This is a genomic window from Vibrio rotiferianus (assembly GCF_002214395.1).
In the GTDB taxonomy this organism is placed as follows: domain Bacteria; phylum Pseudomonadota; class Gammaproteobacteria; order Enterobacterales; family Vibrionaceae; genus Vibrio; species Vibrio rotiferianus.
Genome location: NZ_CP018311.1, coordinates 403,748 through 419,803, shown reverse-complemented (window position 1 = coordinate 419,803; position 16,056 = coordinate 403,748). Strand labels below are relative to the sequence as shown.

The window sequence follows — 16,056 nt, the reverse complement described above, 5'->3', positions numbered from 1 at the left end:
TCATACTTTTTTAATAGGTTTCCCCAATGAACAAATCTTTGACACTGCTTTGCATGCTATTTGCTGCCCCGTGTTTTTCTGCTGACCATAAAATGCCAGAGTTTGGATTGGATGTATCAAATACAGGCGATGAATGGATTGTCACGGCCAGCGGTTATTTACAAGCTACCGAAGAGTGGAATATCTCCGCTGAAATTGACTCTACCGGCTACCTAGAACTGGGGACTGGCTACGGTGTCATGCTCGGACAGTTCTATACCGAAGCTTTTGTGAGTTATGGACGTGCTGATTTGTTCGATGTTTATGACGTCGGGGTGTTTACTGGAACGGCGTTAGGCAATGATTGGATGGTTTATGCCAATAGCTCTCATGAATGGAGAGAAAGTGCTATTGGTAAGTCATTCCCTGCATTCGAAAATACCGCAAGAGAGTGGAAAAACACGGTTGGAACGAGCTATACACCAATTGATTTTCTCAGTCTTGGCTATGCTTATAACTACGATAAAAAGTTGACAGAGGGAGGTCATCGTACAAACCACGAGGTGCGAATCACGTTAAAACCGAAGTGGCTAGAACCCTACGTGAAGTATACGTTTGGTGAGCACAGGGTTTCGCCAGGTTCGACCAAAGTAAGTGAAGAAAATAGCGTTGAGCTAGGGATTAACTTTAACTTTTAAGGTGAAGGTATGAACATACAATCAACCATTATTGAATATGCAGTGGCGATAATAGGGTTACTTTTGACAGGAATAACCCTCTAAGCAGGGTGCTCAGAGGGTTAACACATTAACGATTGATGTTGTAGCGAGCCATAGTGGCTTCTTCAGTCGTTACGACTGTTTTACCTATCGGAGCAAGAGAGATAACCGCAAGCTTCAGGTGTTGAAGGGCGAACGGAATGCCGATGATGGTGACAAAGCATGCTACAGCGGAAAGCACATGACCGATTGCCAACCAGAGACCAGCAAACACAAACCAAATCACATTACCAATGACGCCAAGTGGACTGGTACCGATGTCCATTTCATTGGTTAGTTCATCTCGTGAAACGGCTTCTTTTCCGAATGGGAAGAACGAGAAATTACCCATTACAAAACAAGCACGTCCCCATGGAATACCGATGATGCTGATGAATGCCAATAGTCCGAAGAACCACCATAGCAAACCCATAAATACGCCACCGAATACAAACCAGATGATGTTGCCGAGTGTTCTCATTTAAAACCCTTTTTGATTTATAGCGTTGTGTTAAGTATGTCACACGAATCTTAACAGAGGATGAATGGGCACACTTTATCTTAAATACGCAATCATTGATGAGAACGCGGATTTAATAGAGGTACTAGTTCACATGAGATTGAATAAACAAAAGGCTCTCAACGAGAATTGTCGAGAGCCTTTCAGGTTAGGCGGTAGCTAAGTTCAAGCGAGGAACTGGCTTGTCATTGATCGGCAGGTGAATCAGCGCTGCAACAAATGCTAATACAACGGTTGACCACCAGATTGGATCGTACGAACCGTAGTAATCGTAAATACGACCACCAACCCAAGCTCCTAAGAAGCTACCTACTTGGTGCGTAAAGAACACCAAACCATACAAGGTGGAAAGGTAACGAGCTCCAAAGATTTGACGAACTAAGCCGGAAGTCAGTGGCACGGTACCTAACCAACAGAAGCCAATTGCACCACCAAAGATAGCAGCGGTGTGTTCGGTGACAGGTAGCGTCACAAAAGCACCGATTACGACTGTGCGCATCAAATACAGTGCAGACATAACATGACGCTTGTTAAAGCGGTCTGCCATTACACCCCAGAAGTACGAGCCAAAGATGTTGAAAATACCGACGTACGCTAGCGCCATCGCCGCCGTTGATGCGGGTAAATCTTTATCGGCTAAGTAACTCGGCAGGTGAGTCGCGATGAACATTACGTGGAAACCACAAACAAAGAAGCCAGCATGGATTAGCCAATAGCCTTTATGTGAAAAGGCTTCTTTCAATGCTTCTTTTAGAGTTTGTGTGTCTTCTTGTGTGTTTGCAGTGTCACTCGTTTGTGGTTTCGCGGTTCTCATGAACAACGCAAACATCACCATAAAGCTACACAGCACAGCGAACGCTTGAAGAGCCCCTTGCCAGCCAAAATCACTCAGTAGCGCTTGGGCCCCAGGGATCATGGCGAACATACCGAATGATCCTGCTGCTGTCGTCAAACCAAATGCTTTTGCTGCGTGTTGTGCAGGAACAACTTTCGCCACTGCACCGAGAACGATCACATAACTGGTCGCGCTTAAGCCAAAACCGACCAAAACGCCAAGTGATAGATACATCATGGTTGGCTCAACAGCGATGGAAGTCAGATATAGACCTAAAGCGTAAGAAATGGCACCTAAAATAATGATACGCTTTGCACCCCAACGGTCTGAAGCCATACCAACAAACGGCTGAAATACGCCAAACAACAAGTTTTGCAATGCAATAGCAAAGCTGAAGAACTCGCGACCAGTATGGAAGTAGTCAGAAATTGGCATCATGAAAATGCCGAATGATTGTCTGATCCCTAGACAAATAATCAAAATCCCTATTCCAAGCCAAACAAGAATTGGAAATCGGAAAATACTCATAGTTTGCTCTTATTAATGATGGTGATGATGAGAATGATCATGATGCGCGCCGTCACCTGTGGTTTGGTGACAGCCGCTATTAATGGCTTGCTCTGCCAATATCTCCAATAACCTAGGAGAGTTATGGACGATGATTAAAGACAGCCCTAACATGACGGACATTCTCAGCATCTGAGCGAAAATGGATTGAGAAAAAAGCATGCATTGTGCGCTCAAGTAGAAAAATGAGCGCGAAGTGTAGAGATAAGTCTTAAATGACACAAATGATAAAAAGTGAAGTAATGTATGCGTTTCATGCATGCGTCTGACTGTTAAACAGAACAACATAAAAAGTGGTTAAACTTTGTTCTGAGTTCGAGTCAAGAAACAACAAAAGCTCATGCTATACGGCTGGCATGAGCTAGGTTTCTCTTATTGAGTTTGATGCGTGCTTTAGCTGCTTTGAAAAGACTCTAAAGCAGAAATCGAGGTTTCAGATACTAATTCACCATCCATGTAATAGCGGACTTGCTCACCATCTTTAATGCCAGTTAGAGTCGCCGTCGTACCATTGTTGTAAACAATGTGCATTTGAACGGTGTTCTCGTCGACTTGATACATTTCACCAGACTCTATCTCACGGTTGTTTGTGAGCGGATCGATAGGAGCTTCTTTAAACTCAGGGCTAAGGTCGTCGTTCACATTAATATGTGTTTTGGTTTTGCTATCAAAAATATGCGGAGTTCCAGTAATTGGATTTTTTCCGGTCCAAAATTCTAGCGAGTTAAAGACCACATAATCAGCAGCCGTTGTGATGCCGTATACAGGAGCAAGCAAAAAGTTGACGCCAGCTCGCGCATAGCGGTTATCAACGACTTCAACGTTAAACTTCATCAACTTTCCGGTAACGGCGTTGCTACCCACACACCCAGTCAGTGATGCAGCTAAAAGAGAAAGACCAATTACCTTAACAGTGAGTTTTTTCATTTTATTTCCAGAGTTGTGTAAGAGAAGAAGCGCAGATTCTGGAGGAAAATAGAGTGTAAAAGTTACCATTTTACGCCACTGTTCAATTTAGCTGATACAAAATTGCCTTTCGCTTTGTTATTGATTTTATTGGTGATTGTTACTCATTGAATGATAAGTATGGCTATGTGTGTTTGTGATTATGTTGCGGCGTAAGGCTATTTGAACTTTTAGGCGACACGATGAAAATACCGTGTCGTCATGATGTGCCATAAAGCGGTTTATAGCTTTTGCTCAGCTGTGACTAAAGGGACGCGATTAGATACAGCGTGCAGTGCGATGTTGTGGATCATTTCATCGACCGTTGTACAGCAGTCCATAAGAATTGATACATCGTATTTTTCTGCCGCTTTAGAAATAGCAGTATGAGTGACACAGTTTTGCGTCATCATGCCACTTACTAATAGCTCTGTTACCCCATGTTTCTGTAGTACTTCTTCAAGGTTTGTTTGTTCAAAGCTGTCCGCAAAGTGTTTAATAACCACATCAGCATTTGGCGCTAGCGCTAAGATCTCAGGGTGGATGTCTGCGCCTTCAGAACCTTCATTAAAGAAAGGCGCAATGCCCATTGCTGGATCGGCGATGTGCTGAATATGAATGACAGGAATATTTTTCTCATTCGCTTTAGCAATTGCGCTCTTGATGTTGTTTAGTGTTGCTTCTGTATTCCATAGCGGAAATTTACCGTTAGGGAAGTAGTCGTTTTGTAGATCGATAACAAGAAGTGCTGCTTGGCTCATGGTGTTTTCCTTTTGTTTTCAGTGAATGTGTTGCTTTGGTATGGGAGCTATTATGCGTGCTTTCTTTTGTCCTGCTTAGTGTCTAAAATGACAAAAAATAGGTCAAAAGCGACATTTGGAATGAACAGGATAAACATTGCTATTGTGAACTACCCGGGGGCTTCAAGAGCGTCAGTCTATGGTTTGCAGGAGTTGTTTGAGATGGCAAACCGTGCTTCGATTGAGCTGGATGTTGAATACCGCTTTCATGCGGACATCATTGATTGGAAAGAAGGCGTTATTCGAGCCGATGATTTCACGGTCGTCATACTGCCGCCAAGCGGTGCGCAGCAATATTACCTTTCGCCAAGTGAGGCGTTAACGTCTTGGTTGTTTGAGCAGCACAAAGCCGGTGCGGTGGTTGCATCGGCATGTGCAGGGGCGTTTGTTCTCGCGCAAGCTGATTTGTTGAATAACAAAGCGTGCACGACACACTGGGGGCTGGCAGGGTTATTCCGAGATAGGTTTCCTAAAGTGACGCTTAAGCCTGAATCCATCCTTATCAACGAGGGCAGTGTCATCACAGCTGGTGGCATGATGTCTTGGCTCGATTTGGGGTTGGAGCTGGTATCTCAGCTAAGCACACCTGCAGTGATGCGTTTGTTGGGAAAGATGCTGGTGGTTGATACTGGTGCCAGAGAGCAACGTTTTTATCAGCAATTCACGCCTAATTTTCAACACGGTGATAGTGCCGTTCTTAGTGCTCAGCACTACATGGCCGATCATTTCTCACATGTGATTTCAAACCAAGCTCTATCGGAGATCAGTTGTTTAACTGAGCGCACGCTTCAGAGACGTTTCCAAAAAGCGACAGGTTTGAATTTGAATCAGTATCTACAGCATCTTCGTGTGCAAAAGGCGTGTGATTTATTAGAGTCGAGCAACTTAGCTTTTGAAGTCATCGCTTATCAAGTTGGGTATCGAGACGCGAGCGCGTTTCGCAAAGTGTTCATTAAAACCATGGGATTGGCTCCCAAAGCGTTCCGCGCTCGTTTTAGTGCTTAATTATCGACGCACTGATTGTTCAATATGCTGACAAATTGCTTCGGCAAGTTGGTGGCTAGCGATATTACGCGCTACGATTTCAGAGGCGATTTTGCCTGACTGGATGACTTCAAACCAATCCAGCAACATAGAGTGGAAACCTTTACTAGTTAGCATTGGCGTCCAATCCTTCAAGCTCAACTTCTGCTCCTGATTGTCTTGCCACAGTTTCCCTTCAACAAACGAGTCAAACTCCATTGCTTTGTTTGAATAGCATGCTTGGACACGCTCTGTGGTGATCCCGAAATGGCGATTCATGGATGCGTGAAGCAGTGTATCACCATGCTGCCATTGAATATCCAAACGAGCCAGTTGGTCACCATCCATTTGATTAGTAATGTAAGCGTCTTTCAGATCTGCTCTGGCCGTGATGTTCACGCTATCAAGAGGGTGGATAAAATCATCAAAAATGAAGGTTCGGATATCCCCTGGTAATTGATGACGGTTTTTCTCCCAACGCAGTGATTTCAAGCCCGAGAGTTCACCTTTCTGGATGCTCGGCATATGTTGATTGTAGAGCGGAATATGACGGCGATTGAAACCAACATACAGAGGCTGTTTCACGCGCTCAGCAATACCGTAGAGTTTCTCTACTTCAGCAGCGCAGTCCGCTAAAGGCTTGTCGACAAAAGTAGGGATGCCTTGTTCCAAAAAGAACGCGGCAATTTGAGGGTGAACGCTGGTAGCGGCGTGAATCATGACCGCATCTACGCCCATTCCAACCAGTTGCTGATAGTCTTGGCAGGTTTCTGATATTCGATACTGTTGAGCAAGTGCGTTGAGTGCGTTTGCATTGCGGGTACAAAATACCAGCTCAACATTTGGAATTTGAGTGATAACAGGAAGGTAAGCTTTTTGAGCAATGTCGCCCAAGCCAATGATGCCAATTTTCATTTGGTTCTTCTTCGTTTGTTAGCGGGCTAAACATTATATACCCAAGTGACCTTAAAATGCGGGACTTAGAATGAGCCACTGATTCAAGTTTGAGGAATACGATGTCTTGGAATAGGGGCTGTTTCCAAGGTGTTTTCGCTGGACCAAACATATCTAGGTAACTTAGGTATAGCTGAACCCGCTAAGAATTTTCGGTGTAAAGTGTCACAAAAAAGCCTGACTCATTGAATGGGTCAGGCTTTTACTGTCTTATCTTGAATTAAGAGTTTCGACAGGTTTTAAAAATATCCAATTTACCATCGTACGCATTGGTTTCGATATCCATAATGCCTAACAGCGAGTGGAAGACATTATCGTGTGAATGCGTTGCGGTTTGCTGCGCTTCTTGTTGCAAGCAATCGCTATTGATGTGTTTGGCTTGCTTAAAGCCTGGAGACATCCAAAGCATCATAGGAACGCGCTTTTGAAAATCAGGTGCCAGTCCATAAGGCATACCATGCAAGAACAAGCCATTTTCACCCAGAGATTCACCGTGATCAGAAACATAAATCATGGCGGTGTTGTATTTGTCTTCCAATGTTTTTAACTTTGCAATGGTTTGATCTAATACGAAGTCAGTGTAACGAATAGTGTTGTCATAGGTATTGACGATTTGTTCTACACTACAGTTTTCGATATCTGCACGCGGGCAATCAGGTTGGAAAAATGCTTTGTCTTTAGGGTAGCGCTGGAAGTATGTTGGTCCGTGACTTCCAATAAGATGCATCGCAATAACTCGGTTACCTTTCATGCTAGATATTTGAGTATCTAAATTGTTTAGTAGCGCCATATCATAGCAAGTGCTTCCATTGCATAACTCGTTTTTCTGGCTTCTATCGACCTCAATTTTAGTGATGTTGTGGGCAACACCTTTGTCACCACCATCATTTTCTTTCCATAGCAAATCGACACCAGCACGTTGCATAATATCCAACGCATTATCTTGGTTATCTGCGCGGCTGCGGTCAAAATCGCTTCGAGTTAACTGAGAGAACATGCAAGGTACAGAAACCGCGGTTGCAGTACCACATGAGGAAACGTCTTTGAATGACACCACATCCAGCTTGCTGGTATATGGATTAGTTTCGCGCTCATAACCATTCAGTTGATAGTTCTGTGTACGAGCGGTTTCACCAACAACAAAGACGAGTAAAGTTGGTTTCCCGTTTGCTTGTTGTAGAGCCGTTGATGATTGTTTAGCATCCAGTCCAATTTCACGGTAAGGCTCTGGAGTTGTAAGGTATTTTGCTTTTACGTAGCTCGAAATACTGTAAACGTATTGGGTCGGGATAATGACTTTTTTTAAATAGCTATTGTTCCGGCCTACTGAAGCATAGTCTTGGTAATACAGACCGGCGATCATCGCGATCACCGCTAAAGATGCTAGCATCGATACGACTTTAGTTAAGACAAAACGAAGCCACTGCCCATTTAGCGGTTGTAGCTTTACTTTGAATACTAAAGCAGCCGGAATCATGCCCATTAGCAAAGTCCAGATGACAGAATATGCGCTGAGGTATGAGCTCGCTTCACTGGTGTCTGTCTCGACGATGTTTGTGATCATGTCTGTATCGAACAAAGTACCGTAGTTATAACTCGCATAGCTAACCATGCTAGAAACCACCAACAGTACGATGAAAAACGGTTTACTCAGCCAAGGCCAACTGAATAAATTGAACAAAAAGTTCAACGCGGCGAAGAAGAAAATGGGAATAGTAATGATGAAACCAATTTTTACTTCATCCAAATTCGAGAGGATATGAGAAAGCTCTTTGTAAATGGGGATGTTCACGACAAGAGCAAAGTACAATGCGAGAAATAATGTAAAGGTAACGTAAGAGATACCTTTGTATGGGAATGTAATATTCTTCATAATTTATGGTACTAATCTGGTACTACAGCAAGATCGAAGCCCAAACAAAGAGGGCTAGAAAAAGCGCAACAAAGACTGCTGCAGAGCCAATGTCTTTGGCTCGACCACTAAGTTCATGCCAATCATCGCTGACACGATCGACTACCGCTTCTATGGCGGAGTTTATGAGTTCGACAATCACAACCAGTAACAGGCTGGATATCATCATAATGCGTTCTAAGTTCGTCACGGGAAGCAAAAGTGTGCAGATAGAAAGTACTAGCGTTAACACGAGTTCTTGTCTGAAAGCGGCTTCGTGAATCCACGCGGCTTTCAATCCTTGAAGTGAGTAACCGGTTGCGTCCACAACTCGGCGTATACCTGTTTTACCTGGTTTCAAATTATTGCCTATTATTGCGTTCAAAAAGAGAGTGAGGGAAAACATCCCTCAGAATAAAAGGCATCAAATTGCAATTTAGAGGATAAATGATTGAGCGTGAAATATTTGTGAAATTCTCGGCTGCAATCCAGAGTTGGCTGCAATTGATGCTTATTTATAAATTAAGACTCTAGGTCGTAAACGGTGTAGCCTTTATTGGCTAAGCATTTACGCAGTACTAGAGATTGGGTTTTTGTTGAGTCGTTTGCTCCGCCCAATGCACCAGCACCAGCACCCACAGCGCCACCGGCTGCAGCTCCGACAACAGCGCCGCCCACTCCATCTTCAAGTACGCCTGCAACTGCACCAATTAATGCACCCGTTACGGCACCATTTTGAGCTTCCGTCTTTGCAGCTTCGCCTTTGTCTACTTTTTCCGCGTAGCCTTGGCAGTAATTAAAGTCTTGTTCGTATTGAGCTTGATCGACATTGGTCATATCTACAACAGGTTGTTGATTGTATGCACAAGCCACAAGGCTTGATGAAAGGGTGATGAGAAGAAGTGGTCTATACATTTTCACGAACCATTATTACGATGAATTAATGGGTTAAATGTACACTGTTTTATTTTCTGGCTCTGTCTTGTGATTGTATAGAAGTGTCGCCTTTTGTAATGAAGAGCAGCGGTTTGTTGATAAATTTATGAGTTTATTTTGGGAAGCAAATGGTAAAGCATGCACCGCCTAGGGGGCTATGAGACACGGAGACTTCCCCTCGCTGTAACTCGACGATCTGTTTTACTATCGCAAGCCCCAGTCCAAAACCACTGGTGTTCTTATTACGTGATTTGTCGGCACTATAAAAAGCATCAAACAGGTGTGGCCAATCTTTCTCTTCGATTCCGCAACCATCGTCATGGATTTGTATACAATGGTGATCTGATGTCTCAATAATATTCAAGACGATAAGGCTATTAGCGTAACGCATTGCGTTTCGAAGTAGGTTGTCTAACGCGCGCGATAGAAGTTTTGGGTCAGCTGAGATAACGATGTCTTGGGCTTCGGTATCATCGATTTCAATAGATACGCTTGTATCCCGTTGCCACTTTGGTAACAGTGATTGAATAAAACTGGCGAGCATTACTGACGAAGTTTGAATCTCTGCATTAGGCCTTTCCATCTTTGCGTAGTAGAGGAGCTCTTCGACCATGTCTTCCATGTCATCGATGTCTTCAACGATGCTGTTGACGTATTTTTTCTGCTGTTCGTTGAGCGAGGAGTCTGAAAGAAGGTCTGCTTGCCATTGGAGTCGAAAGATTGGCGTTCGGAGTTCGTGCGCAACGGCGTTGGTCAACATTTTGTTGCTTGTAATTAGGCGAGATACTTTCTCTGCCATGTCGTTAAAGCTTTGGTTAAGCGTTCCTACCGACTTCGCGCTGGAAGTATCAGCCCGAGCATTGAAATCCCCTGATGCGAATTCAACGGTGACTTTTTCTAGAGCACGAACACGGCGACTTAAAAACCAAATTAGAAGCACGCAATAGAGGGCAAAACCTGCAAGAAAGAACAGCCAGACGATATTATCATCGAAGTTTATTGCTTGAATTATCGGGCTGCTTGGGTTTTCACTGAACTTGAACACTGGGGAGCCGGGTTCAAATCGAAACCACAAGTCTCGCTCATCATCGAACGCGGTATTAACCGATGGATTGTGATCAAACGCTTGCTGAATTTCTTGAGGAAGATGAGTTTTTTCTTCGGCAATCAACAGCATGTGGCTTGATTTAGCAAGTTTCTCCAGTTGCTGTACTGTGTACGCCTCTCCCTTTTCTTGATAGACAGGATAAATAAACTCATGGAAAGCTTGTGCCTGATGCTCTTCTAGCAAGTAATCGTAATCGGTATTGAGTTGATAAACGATGACCTCATAACCCACTAAACTAGCAAAAAATAGAACAATAAGACCAATGAAGCTCTCTAAGTAAATTCGTTTCATTATACGTTCCACGCATCAGGCATGAATAGGTAGCCTTTTCCTCGAACGGTAATGATTTTTTGTGGTGGGGTTGTACTATCCCCCAATTTTTTGCGCAAAGTTACGATTCGGTTATCGATAGTACGATCGGTACCGTCGTATTCAATACCACGTAGTGTTTTAGTGAGCCACTCGCGAGAAAGAGTTTGTTCAGGACGGGTTGCGAGTACCCAAAGAAGATCAAATTCACCATCGGTAAGTGCTATTGGCTCTTTGTTAAGAGCACATGCCTTGCGCAAGCGATTCAAACACAAAACACCGACTTCAACACAGATATCGGATTCAATTGCAGAAACTTCTTTGCGGCGCAACAGCATACGAATACGAGCAAGCAATACACGTGGCTTTATTGGTTTGGTAACAAAATCGTCTGCGCCGATCTCCAACGCGGCTACATGGTCAAAGTCATCATCGCTTGCAGTAAGCATCAATATTTTACCTTTGTAGCAATCTCGAACCTGTCGGCAAACACTCAAACCATCTTGTCCTGGAAGCATTAAGTCGAGCAGCACGAGATCTGGCTGGTTCTCGATAATGGCCTCTGGCGCATCTGTACCGTTGTCTATACAGCTTACTTCAAATCCTTGCTGACTAAAGTACTCACTGAGCATGGCTTGTAGTTTTGGGTCATCTTCCACGATGATGAGAGACGGCTTTGAATCTTGTGTGTTCATAGTTGTGATGCTGTAGGTAAGAGTTATTTCTGAAACTTAAACAAATTTGTCAGGGATTTCAATAAACGTAAAGAGTCAGAGGGCATTTATAGACCAGAGTGATTGAATTGAAGGTATGAGATCAAGAGCTATCACTTCTCTAGCTTTACTCTGTTCATCTTACAAATGCTTACATGGCGAGCATGGGGTTGTGGGATAATTTTCTTCACTACTTTGGTGGCTTGCTTGGATTTGTAGAGAGGTAAATTGTGATAAGGAGTAAAGGCTTTACTTTGTTAGAGCTCGTTATTGTCGTTGTGGCATTAGCGCTTGTATCTATTACCGCTGCACCTCGAATTTTAGGCTTCTTTAGTGATGGACGAGCGGTGAAACTAAGAGAGATCGAAGCAGTGATGAAAACTGGCTCGGATATTGTGTTCACCAAGGCGCTGACCCAAGGCATTGAAAATCAGTGTTATACCTACATCGATGACATTTATACCTGTAACGGATACCCCACTGCACATAGAGACAATATATTGCGAAGCTTTAACATCGATGCTGAGCATGTTTACATTACAAATAAAGGCAGCGATGCGGCGGGTAGGGAAGCATTTATTGGCTTTACTAAAGATAAGGTGTGGTACAAGAAGTGCTATGTTTATTACAAAGATGCGGTCTCGGGCGGTAGCGTGACGATCGATTCATTTACTGAAGAGTGTTGATTTTATAAAGAAAAAGCGGCTATGTGAGCCGCTTTTTCTATTTGATCGTTCTAAAATTTTAGAGATTAAGGTTGTTGCTTAGTCGGTGCTAGTGCAATTTCACGGATACAAACGTTTTGTGGTTGTTGGTAAGCAAACACGACTGCACGAGCGATGTCATCAGCAGCAAGAACGCCACCCATGTCTTCTTTCCACGCTCCGTAACCATCTTTGATTTCTTGTGATGTTGTGTGAGAAAGCAGTTCAGTTTCTACCGCGCCCGGTGCAATCGTTGTTACACGAACGTTTGATGCTGCAACTTCTTCACGAACGTTTTCAGAAATAGCGTGAACCGCAAACTTAGTACCACAGTACGCAGCGTGATCTGGGAAAGTTTTCTTACCTGCGATCGAACTGATGTTAATGATAGTACCGCTGTTGCGAGCTTTCATTGGTGCTAACACAGACTGCATGCCGTTTAGAAGACCAAGTACGTTAACATCAAACATGCGTTTCCATTCAGATGCATCTTGAGTATCGATTTGACCAAGTAGCATCACACCAGCGTTGTTTACTAGAGCATCTGCTGGGCCAAATTGTTCTTCCGCTTTAGCGATTGCTGCTTCAAATGAAGCTTTGTCTGTTACGTCTACTTTTTCACATAGTGTGTTCGGCAGGTTTAGCGCTTCCAAACGTTCTACACGGCGAGCAAGAAGAAGAAGTGGGTGGCCTTCATCGCTTAAACGACGTGCGATAGCTTCACCAATACCAGAACTTGCACCTGTGATTACAATCAGTTTTTTCATCTTTTGTTTCCTCAGTATTTTTATTTGAGAGCAGCTTTTTGCTTGAGTGCACTTGTCTCGCTGCGATGTGGTTATATTAAGGAAATGACTTTTGTTGATATATATTGCTTTAGGTAAAACACTGTTGTTATATGGAAACAATAAGTGATAAGTCTAGGAAAATCAGGTAATAAAAAGGCGCACTGAGTGCGCCTTTGTCATTTTTTTGCGTTATTAAGCCGACTGCTCTTGGGTGCAAACAACACTATTGTCGCTACCAAAGCCATTTGGCACGTATGCGTCAGCATGTGGGTCGTTTTCCCACTCAGCTTCGTTAAATAGGTAACGGAACTGGATATTTTGTTCCTTCGGCAAGCGCGTTTTAAATTTAAATTGTCCACTTTTCTTCACGAGCTTCATTGGTTCTGGTTGCCAGTTATTAAAATCGCCCGCAATTTGAATCGATTCCCACTGATTCTTGTCTAGCTCGAACGTGACTTCGACTTCGTCTTTTGTTTTAAAGAATCTTTTTTTAAGCATTAATCTTTCCTTGTTTGTACAAAAACTGATCTAACTATTACTCGGGTTTCATAGTGATTTCAAGTTTTATTAGGATTGCAGTCGGTATAGGATGTCGGAATTATCTGGTTTGTGAACTAGTTAGTCAGCTTCACGCTTGTGTGAATAAGTGGATTCTGTATGATGAAGATTCACCATATTTTGAAGAAGTTATATGCTGAGTTTCAATCGCACATTCATCACGACAATGTTCTGTCTATTAGCCATGCTGCTAACGGGCTTAGCATCGGGTGTGCGTGCAGCAACAGCGCCAATAGAAGTGAGCTCAAGCAAAGATAGAACGGCTGAACTTCATCAACAAATGGGCGTTGACAATACGGACTGTATTGAATCACACCATGGTGGTCATTTGATGGAGAAAGGACAGCAGGTGCACACGAGTTGTAGCTCTTCTTGTATCGTCAAAATACCAACTAATCTCTTGCAAGATGATGTCATCTTACTACCGCATAGTCTTGCACTGATCGATAAATCATCCACACCAAAAGCAGTAACGGTGGTTTACAGGCCGTACCGCCCTCCGATTGTTTGAACCTCTTATTTATCAAACCAGCCTTGCTGGGTTTTCTAATTGTTAATTAATGAATACGGCACATTTGTGCCTGAAGGAATCAAACATGAAAAAGCTTTTTGCACTTTGCAGCACTCTATTATTGGCATTCACAGCTCACGCTGCGCAATTTGAAGAAGGTAAACACTACAAAGTTTTGGACGTAGAGAAAGCGACGAAACCAACGGTAACCGAGTTCTTTTCTTTCTATTGCCCGCACTGTTTCAAATTTGAAGCGGTCATCGATAACCTAAAACCATCACTACCAAAAGACGCAAGCTTTGAGAAAGTGCATGTTGCTTTTATGGGAAGCGATATGGCGGTACCAATGGCGAAGTCATACGCGACAATGGTGTCATTAGGCGTCGAGAAAACTATGGTGCCAGCAATGTTTGCTCAGATTCACCAAAAGCGTCAAGCGCCTAAGGATGAAGCGGAACTAAAGCAGATCTTTGTTGAGAATGGCGTAGATGGTAAGAAGTTTGATGCGGCATACAACAGCTTTGCCGTGAACTCGATGCAAAAAACATTTGATAAGCAGTTCAAACAAAGCACACTAACAGGTGTTCCTGGTGTGTTAGTGAACAACAAATACATTGTGCTGCCAAATGAAATCCGCAGTTACGATGAGTATAACGATCTAGTAAAGTATTTGTTGACTCTGTAACGAACAAATAAAAAGGCGACCTAAATGGTCGCCTTAATTTTAACGTACAGCACTAGAGCACACAGTTGTTGGCACGCTAGTCATGAAAATTGCGTGGGGATAGAACAAACTCGCAGCTGTTACAACGGCACTGCATGGTTGAGTCACCGTGGTTTTTACCACGTTTGTCAGTACCTTGCTCGTTACGCCTACGGTATTTACTGCAGCCTGTTGTGCTTGATAGGAAACACAGCCAGAAGTCATATTAATAAGAGCTGCACCAAATAGAAACTTACGGAAAAACATATTCATTCCCTTTGTGAATGCTTTTGAGTACTTATATGCCCATCCATTCATAATTAAAACAAAACGGTGTTCAAAACAGCTATCACTTCACGAAATGAACATTGTTTTATATAACGAGTTGAATTTTGTGATCTGGTAGGTGGACAGACCAGCTCATGCGATCAAAACCAGCCCGTGCATGAGTACAACGCCAGTAGTGAGTTTGCCTCTCATCATTTGGTAGCCTTTCGGCTCTGCCTCTTTTTCTACTCTTCGTATCAATTTTTCTGCATACCACACGGCGATGTAACCAGCGGCCAATAATAAAGTCGCTATGACATAGTGTTTGTTGCCTTGCAATAATGCGCCCCACGCGAGCAATACGAATAAGTTACTCAGTACCAAGGCATTGCGACTTAAACGATGATAGAAATGGTCAATGGCATTTCCCCAGAGCACGCCTGACAGGAAGCTCAAAATCACTGCGCTGTAAGCAATAAAAAACTGCTGACCAGATAAGTTGAATAGAGTTCTCTCGGTAGAGATAAGAACCAAGCTAAACAAAAATGGAAGCAGTCCCAAATATCCTAATTGCAGCATTGTAGTACGCGTTGTTGTCATGGCCGCCTTCCTTATAGTTGCTGTTCAATTATATTAGTAAGCGTAGTACTTGTTGGAGAAGTTGAACTTGGGAAGGTGGCAATGACTTTACCTTCTTTGTTGATTAAGAACTTGTAAAAGTTCCATTTGGGAGTAATACCCGCTTGCGCACTTATCTCTGCAAAGACAGGATTTGCGTCCTGGCCAAGCACAGAGCTTCGAGCCATCATTGGGAAGGTGACACCGTAGTCTAAATAGCAAATTTTGGCGGTTTTTTCTTCACTGCCACGATCTTGGCGAAAGTCGTTACTTGGAAAGCCAACAACAGCAAAGTTCTGATCTTTGTATGTTTGATGTAGTTGTTCCAATTGCTCGAATTGAGGGGTAAAGCCGCACTGACTTGCGGTGTTCACTACCAGCAGAGTTTTACCTTTGAAGGTATCGCACAGCTCTATCTCTTCCGTAGAGTTAAGTAGCCTTTGCTTGCCTTGCAAGATGTCGGGACAACTCGATGCAAAAGCGAAAGAGCCAGCGAAGAGCGTCGCGATGAGAAGTGTGCTGCGAGTGATTCCTTTCATAATGTTGATTCCTTTTGTTTTTCCTAAGTA

At 43.3% G+C, this 16,056-nt stretch carries 21 protein-coding genes; 5 read left to right on the top strand and 16 right to left on the bottom strand.

Translation table 11 applies throughout. The annotated features are described in order from the left end of the window. Positions 1–26 precede the first annotated feature (26 nt). A complete protein-coding gene (locus tag BSZ04_RS02065; RefSeq protein WP_088879357.1) occupies positions 27–677 on the top strand; it encodes a hypothetical protein in 651 nt (216 codons plus the stop codon). A gap of 109 nt (positions 678–786) precedes the next feature. Here the strand turns inward: BSZ04_RS02065 and BSZ04_RS02060 are convergent, their stop codons facing one another. From BSZ04_RS02060 to BSZ04_RS02040, 5 genes are all read right to left on the bottom strand, one after another. Next, positions 787–1,218: a YccF domain-containing protein gene (locus tag BSZ04_RS02060; RefSeq protein WP_010451166.1), complete on the bottom strand. Its 432-nt coding sequence runs from the start codon at positions 1,216–1,218 to the stop codon at positions 787–789. A 187-nt stretch (positions 1,219–1,405) separates the two neighbouring features. Continuing rightward, a complete protein-coding gene (locus BSZ04_RS02055; protein ID WP_010451177.1) occupies positions 1,406–2,620 on the bottom strand; it encodes an MFS transporter in 1,215 nt (404 codons plus the stop codon). Positions 2,621–2,632: 12 nt separating this feature from the next. Beyond that, positions 2,633–2,782: a hypothetical protein gene (locus BSZ04_RS24995; RefSeq protein WP_167381297.1), complete on the bottom strand. Its 150-nt coding sequence runs from the start codon at positions 2,780–2,782 to the stop codon at positions 2,633–2,635. Positions 2,783–3,052: 270 nt separating this feature from the next. After that, positions 3,053–3,586 carry a DUF3332 domain-containing protein gene (locus tag BSZ04_RS02045; RefSeq protein WP_010451178.1) on the bottom strand — a complete coding sequence of 178 codons (534 nt, stop codon included), beginning with the start codon at positions 3,584–3,586 and terminating at the stop codon, positions 3,053–3,055. A 260-nt stretch (positions 3,587–3,846) separates the two neighbouring features. Next, the gene (locus BSZ04_RS02040; RefSeq protein WP_088879356.1) at positions 3,847–4,365 is read right to left on the bottom strand and encodes a cysteine hydrolase family protein; all 519 of its coding nucleotides are present in this window, start codon (positions 4,363–4,365) and stop codon (positions 3,847–3,849) included. Between the two features lie 120 nt (positions 4,366–4,485). Here BSZ04_RS02040 and BSZ04_RS02035 point away from each other — a divergent pair, with 120 nt between their 5' ends. Beyond that, positions 4,486–5,409: a GlxA family transcriptional regulator gene (locus tag BSZ04_RS02035; protein ID WP_088879355.1), complete on the top strand. Its 924-nt coding sequence runs from the start codon at positions 4,486–4,488 to the stop codon at positions 5,407–5,409. Here BSZ04_RS02035 and BSZ04_RS02030 read toward each other — a convergent pair whose 3' ends face one another. The 6 genes from BSZ04_RS02030 to BSZ04_RS02005 all read right to left on the bottom strand — a co-directional run bounded on the left by BSZ04_RS02030 (position 5,410) and on the right by BSZ04_RS02005 (position 11,320). Continuing rightward, positions 5,410–6,342 (bottom strand): Gfo/Idh/MocA family protein, encoded by a 933-nt coding sequence (locus tag BSZ04_RS02030; RefSeq protein WP_088879354.1) that lies wholly within the window; start codon positions 6,340–6,342, stop codon positions 5,410–5,412. It lies immediately after the preceding gene. 259 nt (positions 6,343–6,601) lie between these two features. Then, a complete protein-coding gene (locus BSZ04_RS02025) occupies positions 6,602–8,254 on the bottom strand; it encodes a phosphoethanolamine transferase (protein ID WP_071234224.1) in 1,653 nt (550 codons plus the stop codon). Between the two features lie 22 nt (positions 8,255–8,276). Next, positions 8,277–8,633, bottom strand: a complete 357-nt coding sequence (locus BSZ04_RS02020) for a diacylglycerol kinase (RefSeq protein WP_010451187.1) — start codon at positions 8,631–8,633, stop codon at positions 8,277–8,279. A gap of 161 nt (positions 8,634–8,794) precedes the next feature. After that, positions 8,795–9,187, bottom strand: a complete 393-nt coding sequence (locus BSZ04_RS02015) for a glycine zipper family protein (protein WP_045391219.1) — start codon at positions 9,185–9,187, stop codon at positions 8,795–8,797. 133 nt (positions 9,188–9,320) lie between these two features. Next, positions 9,321–10,607 (bottom strand): ATP-binding protein, encoded by a 1,287-nt coding sequence (locus BSZ04_RS02010; RefSeq protein WP_088879353.1) that lies wholly within the window; start codon positions 10,605–10,607, stop codon positions 9,321–9,323. Next, the gene (locus BSZ04_RS02005) at positions 10,607–11,320 is read right to left on the bottom strand and encodes a response regulator (RefSeq protein WP_071234228.1); all 714 of its coding nucleotides are present in this window, start codon (positions 11,318–11,320) and stop codon (positions 10,607–10,609) included. The genes BSZ04_RS02010 and BSZ04_RS02005 overlap by 1 nt, the downstream gene beginning before the upstream one ends. Before the next feature lie 248 nt (positions 11,321–11,568). On the opposite strand from BSZ04_RS02005, the gene BSZ04_RS02000 reads away from it, so the two are divergent. After that, a complete protein-coding gene (locus BSZ04_RS02000) occupies positions 11,569–12,024 on the top strand; it encodes a prepilin-type N-terminal cleavage/methylation domain-containing protein (RefSeq protein ID WP_038884635.1) in 456 nt (151 codons plus the stop codon). A 65-nt stretch (positions 12,025–12,089) separates the two neighbouring features. On the opposite strand, the gene BSZ04_RS01995 is transcribed toward BSZ04_RS02000, so the two are convergent. Further along, positions 12,090–12,809: an SDR family oxidoreductase gene (locus tag BSZ04_RS01995; RefSeq protein ID WP_045391231.1), complete on the bottom strand. Its 720-nt coding sequence runs from the start codon at positions 12,807–12,809 to the stop codon at positions 12,090–12,092. Positions 12,810–13,022: 213 nt separating this feature from the next. Then, on the bottom strand, positions 13,023–13,328 hold the full coding sequence (locus tag BSZ04_RS01990) for an isoamylase early set domain-containing protein (RefSeq protein WP_010451201.1): 306 nt from the start codon (positions 13,326–13,328) through the stop codon (positions 13,023–13,025). Between the two features lie 193 nt (positions 13,329–13,521). Between BSZ04_RS01990 and BSZ04_RS01985 the strand changes: the two genes are divergently transcribed. Both BSZ04_RS01985 and BSZ04_RS01980 read left to right on the top strand, forming a co-directional pair. Further along, on the top strand, positions 13,522–13,899 hold the full coding sequence (locus BSZ04_RS01985; protein WP_010451202.1) for a hypothetical protein: 378 nt from the start codon (positions 13,522–13,524) through the stop codon (positions 13,897–13,899). A gap of 85 nt (positions 13,900–13,984) precedes the next feature. Further along, positions 13,985–14,584 (top strand): thiol:disulfide interchange protein DsbA/DsbL, encoded by a 600-nt coding sequence (locus BSZ04_RS01980; RefSeq protein ID WP_010451207.1) that lies wholly within the window; start codon positions 13,985–13,987, stop codon positions 14,582–14,584. Between the two features lie 39 nt (positions 14,585–14,623). Here BSZ04_RS01980 and BSZ04_RS01975 read toward each other — a convergent pair whose 3' ends face one another. The 3 genes from BSZ04_RS01975 to BSZ04_RS01965 all read right to left on the bottom strand — a co-directional run bounded on the left by BSZ04_RS01975 (position 14,624) and on the right by BSZ04_RS01965 (position 16,026). Beyond that, a complete protein-coding gene (locus BSZ04_RS01975) occupies positions 14,624–14,869 on the bottom strand; it encodes a hypothetical protein (protein ID WP_010451208.1) in 246 nt (81 codons plus the stop codon). A 153-nt stretch (positions 14,870–15,022) separates the two neighbouring features. Next, positions 15,023–15,469, bottom strand: a complete 447-nt coding sequence (locus BSZ04_RS01970) for a DUF3429 domain-containing protein (RefSeq protein ID WP_010451210.1) — start codon at positions 15,467–15,469, stop codon at positions 15,023–15,025. An 11-nt stretch (positions 15,470–15,480) separates the two neighbouring features. After that, positions 15,481–16,026 (bottom strand): glutathione peroxidase, encoded by a 546-nt coding sequence (locus BSZ04_RS01965; protein WP_010451212.1) that lies wholly within the window; start codon positions 16,024–16,026, stop codon positions 15,481–15,483. Between the last annotated feature and the right edge of the window lie 30 nt (positions 16,027–16,056).

Coding starts and splice junctions, on each gene's coding strand:
- BSZ04_RS01990 (WP_010451201.1), bottom strand. CDS start 13,328: ATGCTTAAAAAAAGATTCTTTAAAACAAAAGACGAAGTCGAAGTCACG.
- BSZ04_RS01970 (WP_010451210.1), bottom strand. CDS start 15,469: ATGACAACAACGCGTACTACAATGCTGCAATTAGGATATTTGGGACTG.
- BSZ04_RS01980 (WP_010451207.1), top strand. CDS start 13,985: ATGAAAAAGCTTTTTGCACTTTGCAGCACTCTATTATTGGCATTCACA.
- BSZ04_RS02015 (WP_045391219.1), bottom strand. CDS start 9,187: ATGTATAGACCACTTCTTCTCATCACCCTTTCATCAAGCCTTGTGGCT.
- BSZ04_RS02025 (WP_071234224.1), bottom strand. CDS start 8,254: ATGAAGAATATTACATTCCCATACAAAGGTATCTCTTACGTTACCTTT.
- BSZ04_RS01975 (WP_010451208.1), bottom strand. CDS start 14,869: ATGTTTTTCCGTAAGTTTCTATTTGGTGCAGCTCTTATTAATATGACT.
- BSZ04_RS01965 (WP_010451212.1), bottom strand. CDS start 16,026: ATGAAAGGAATCACTCGCAGCACACTTCTCATCGCGACGCTCTTCGCT.
- BSZ04_RS02030 (WP_088879354.1), bottom strand. CDS start 6,342: ATGAAAATTGGCATCATTGGCTTGGGCGACATTGCTCAAAAAGCTTAC.
- BSZ04_RS02045 (WP_010451178.1), bottom strand. CDS start 3,586: ATGAAAAAACTCACTGTTAAGGTAATTGGTCTTTCTCTTTTAGCTGCA.
- BSZ04_RS02040 (WP_088879356.1), bottom strand. CDS start 4,365: ATGAGCCAAGCAGCACTTCTTGTTATCGATCTACAAAACGACTACTTC.
- BSZ04_RS01995 (WP_045391231.1), bottom strand. CDS start 12,809: ATGAAAAAACTGATTGTAATCACAGGTGCAAGTTCTGGTATTGGTGAA.
- BSZ04_RS02065 (WP_088879357.1), top strand. CDS start 27: ATGAACAAATCTTTGACACTGCTTTGCATGCTATTTGCTGCCCCGTGT.
- BSZ04_RS24995 (WP_167381297.1), bottom strand. CDS start 2,782: ATGTCCGTCATGTTAGGGCTGTCTTTAATCATCGTCCATAACTCTCCT.
- BSZ04_RS01985 (WP_010451202.1), top strand. CDS start 13,522: ATGCTGAGTTTCAATCGCACATTCATCACGACAATGTTCTGTCTATTA.
- BSZ04_RS02010 (WP_088879353.1), bottom strand. CDS start 10,607: ATGAAACGAATTTACTTAGAGAGCTTCATTGGTCTTATTGTTCTATTT.
- BSZ04_RS02055 (WP_010451177.1), bottom strand. CDS start 2,620: ATGAGTATTTTCCGATTTCCAATTCTTGTTTGGCTTGGAATAGGGATT.
- BSZ04_RS02035 (WP_088879355.1), top strand. CDS start 4,486: ATGAACAGGATAAACATTGCTATTGTGAACTACCCGGGGGCTTCAAGA.
- BSZ04_RS02060 (WP_010451166.1), bottom strand. CDS start 1,218: ATGAGAACACTCGGCAACATCATCTGGTTTGTATTCGGTGGCGTATTT.
- BSZ04_RS02005 (WP_071234228.1), bottom strand. CDS start 11,320: ATGAACACACAAGATTCAAAGCCGTCTCTCATCATCGTGGAAGATGAC.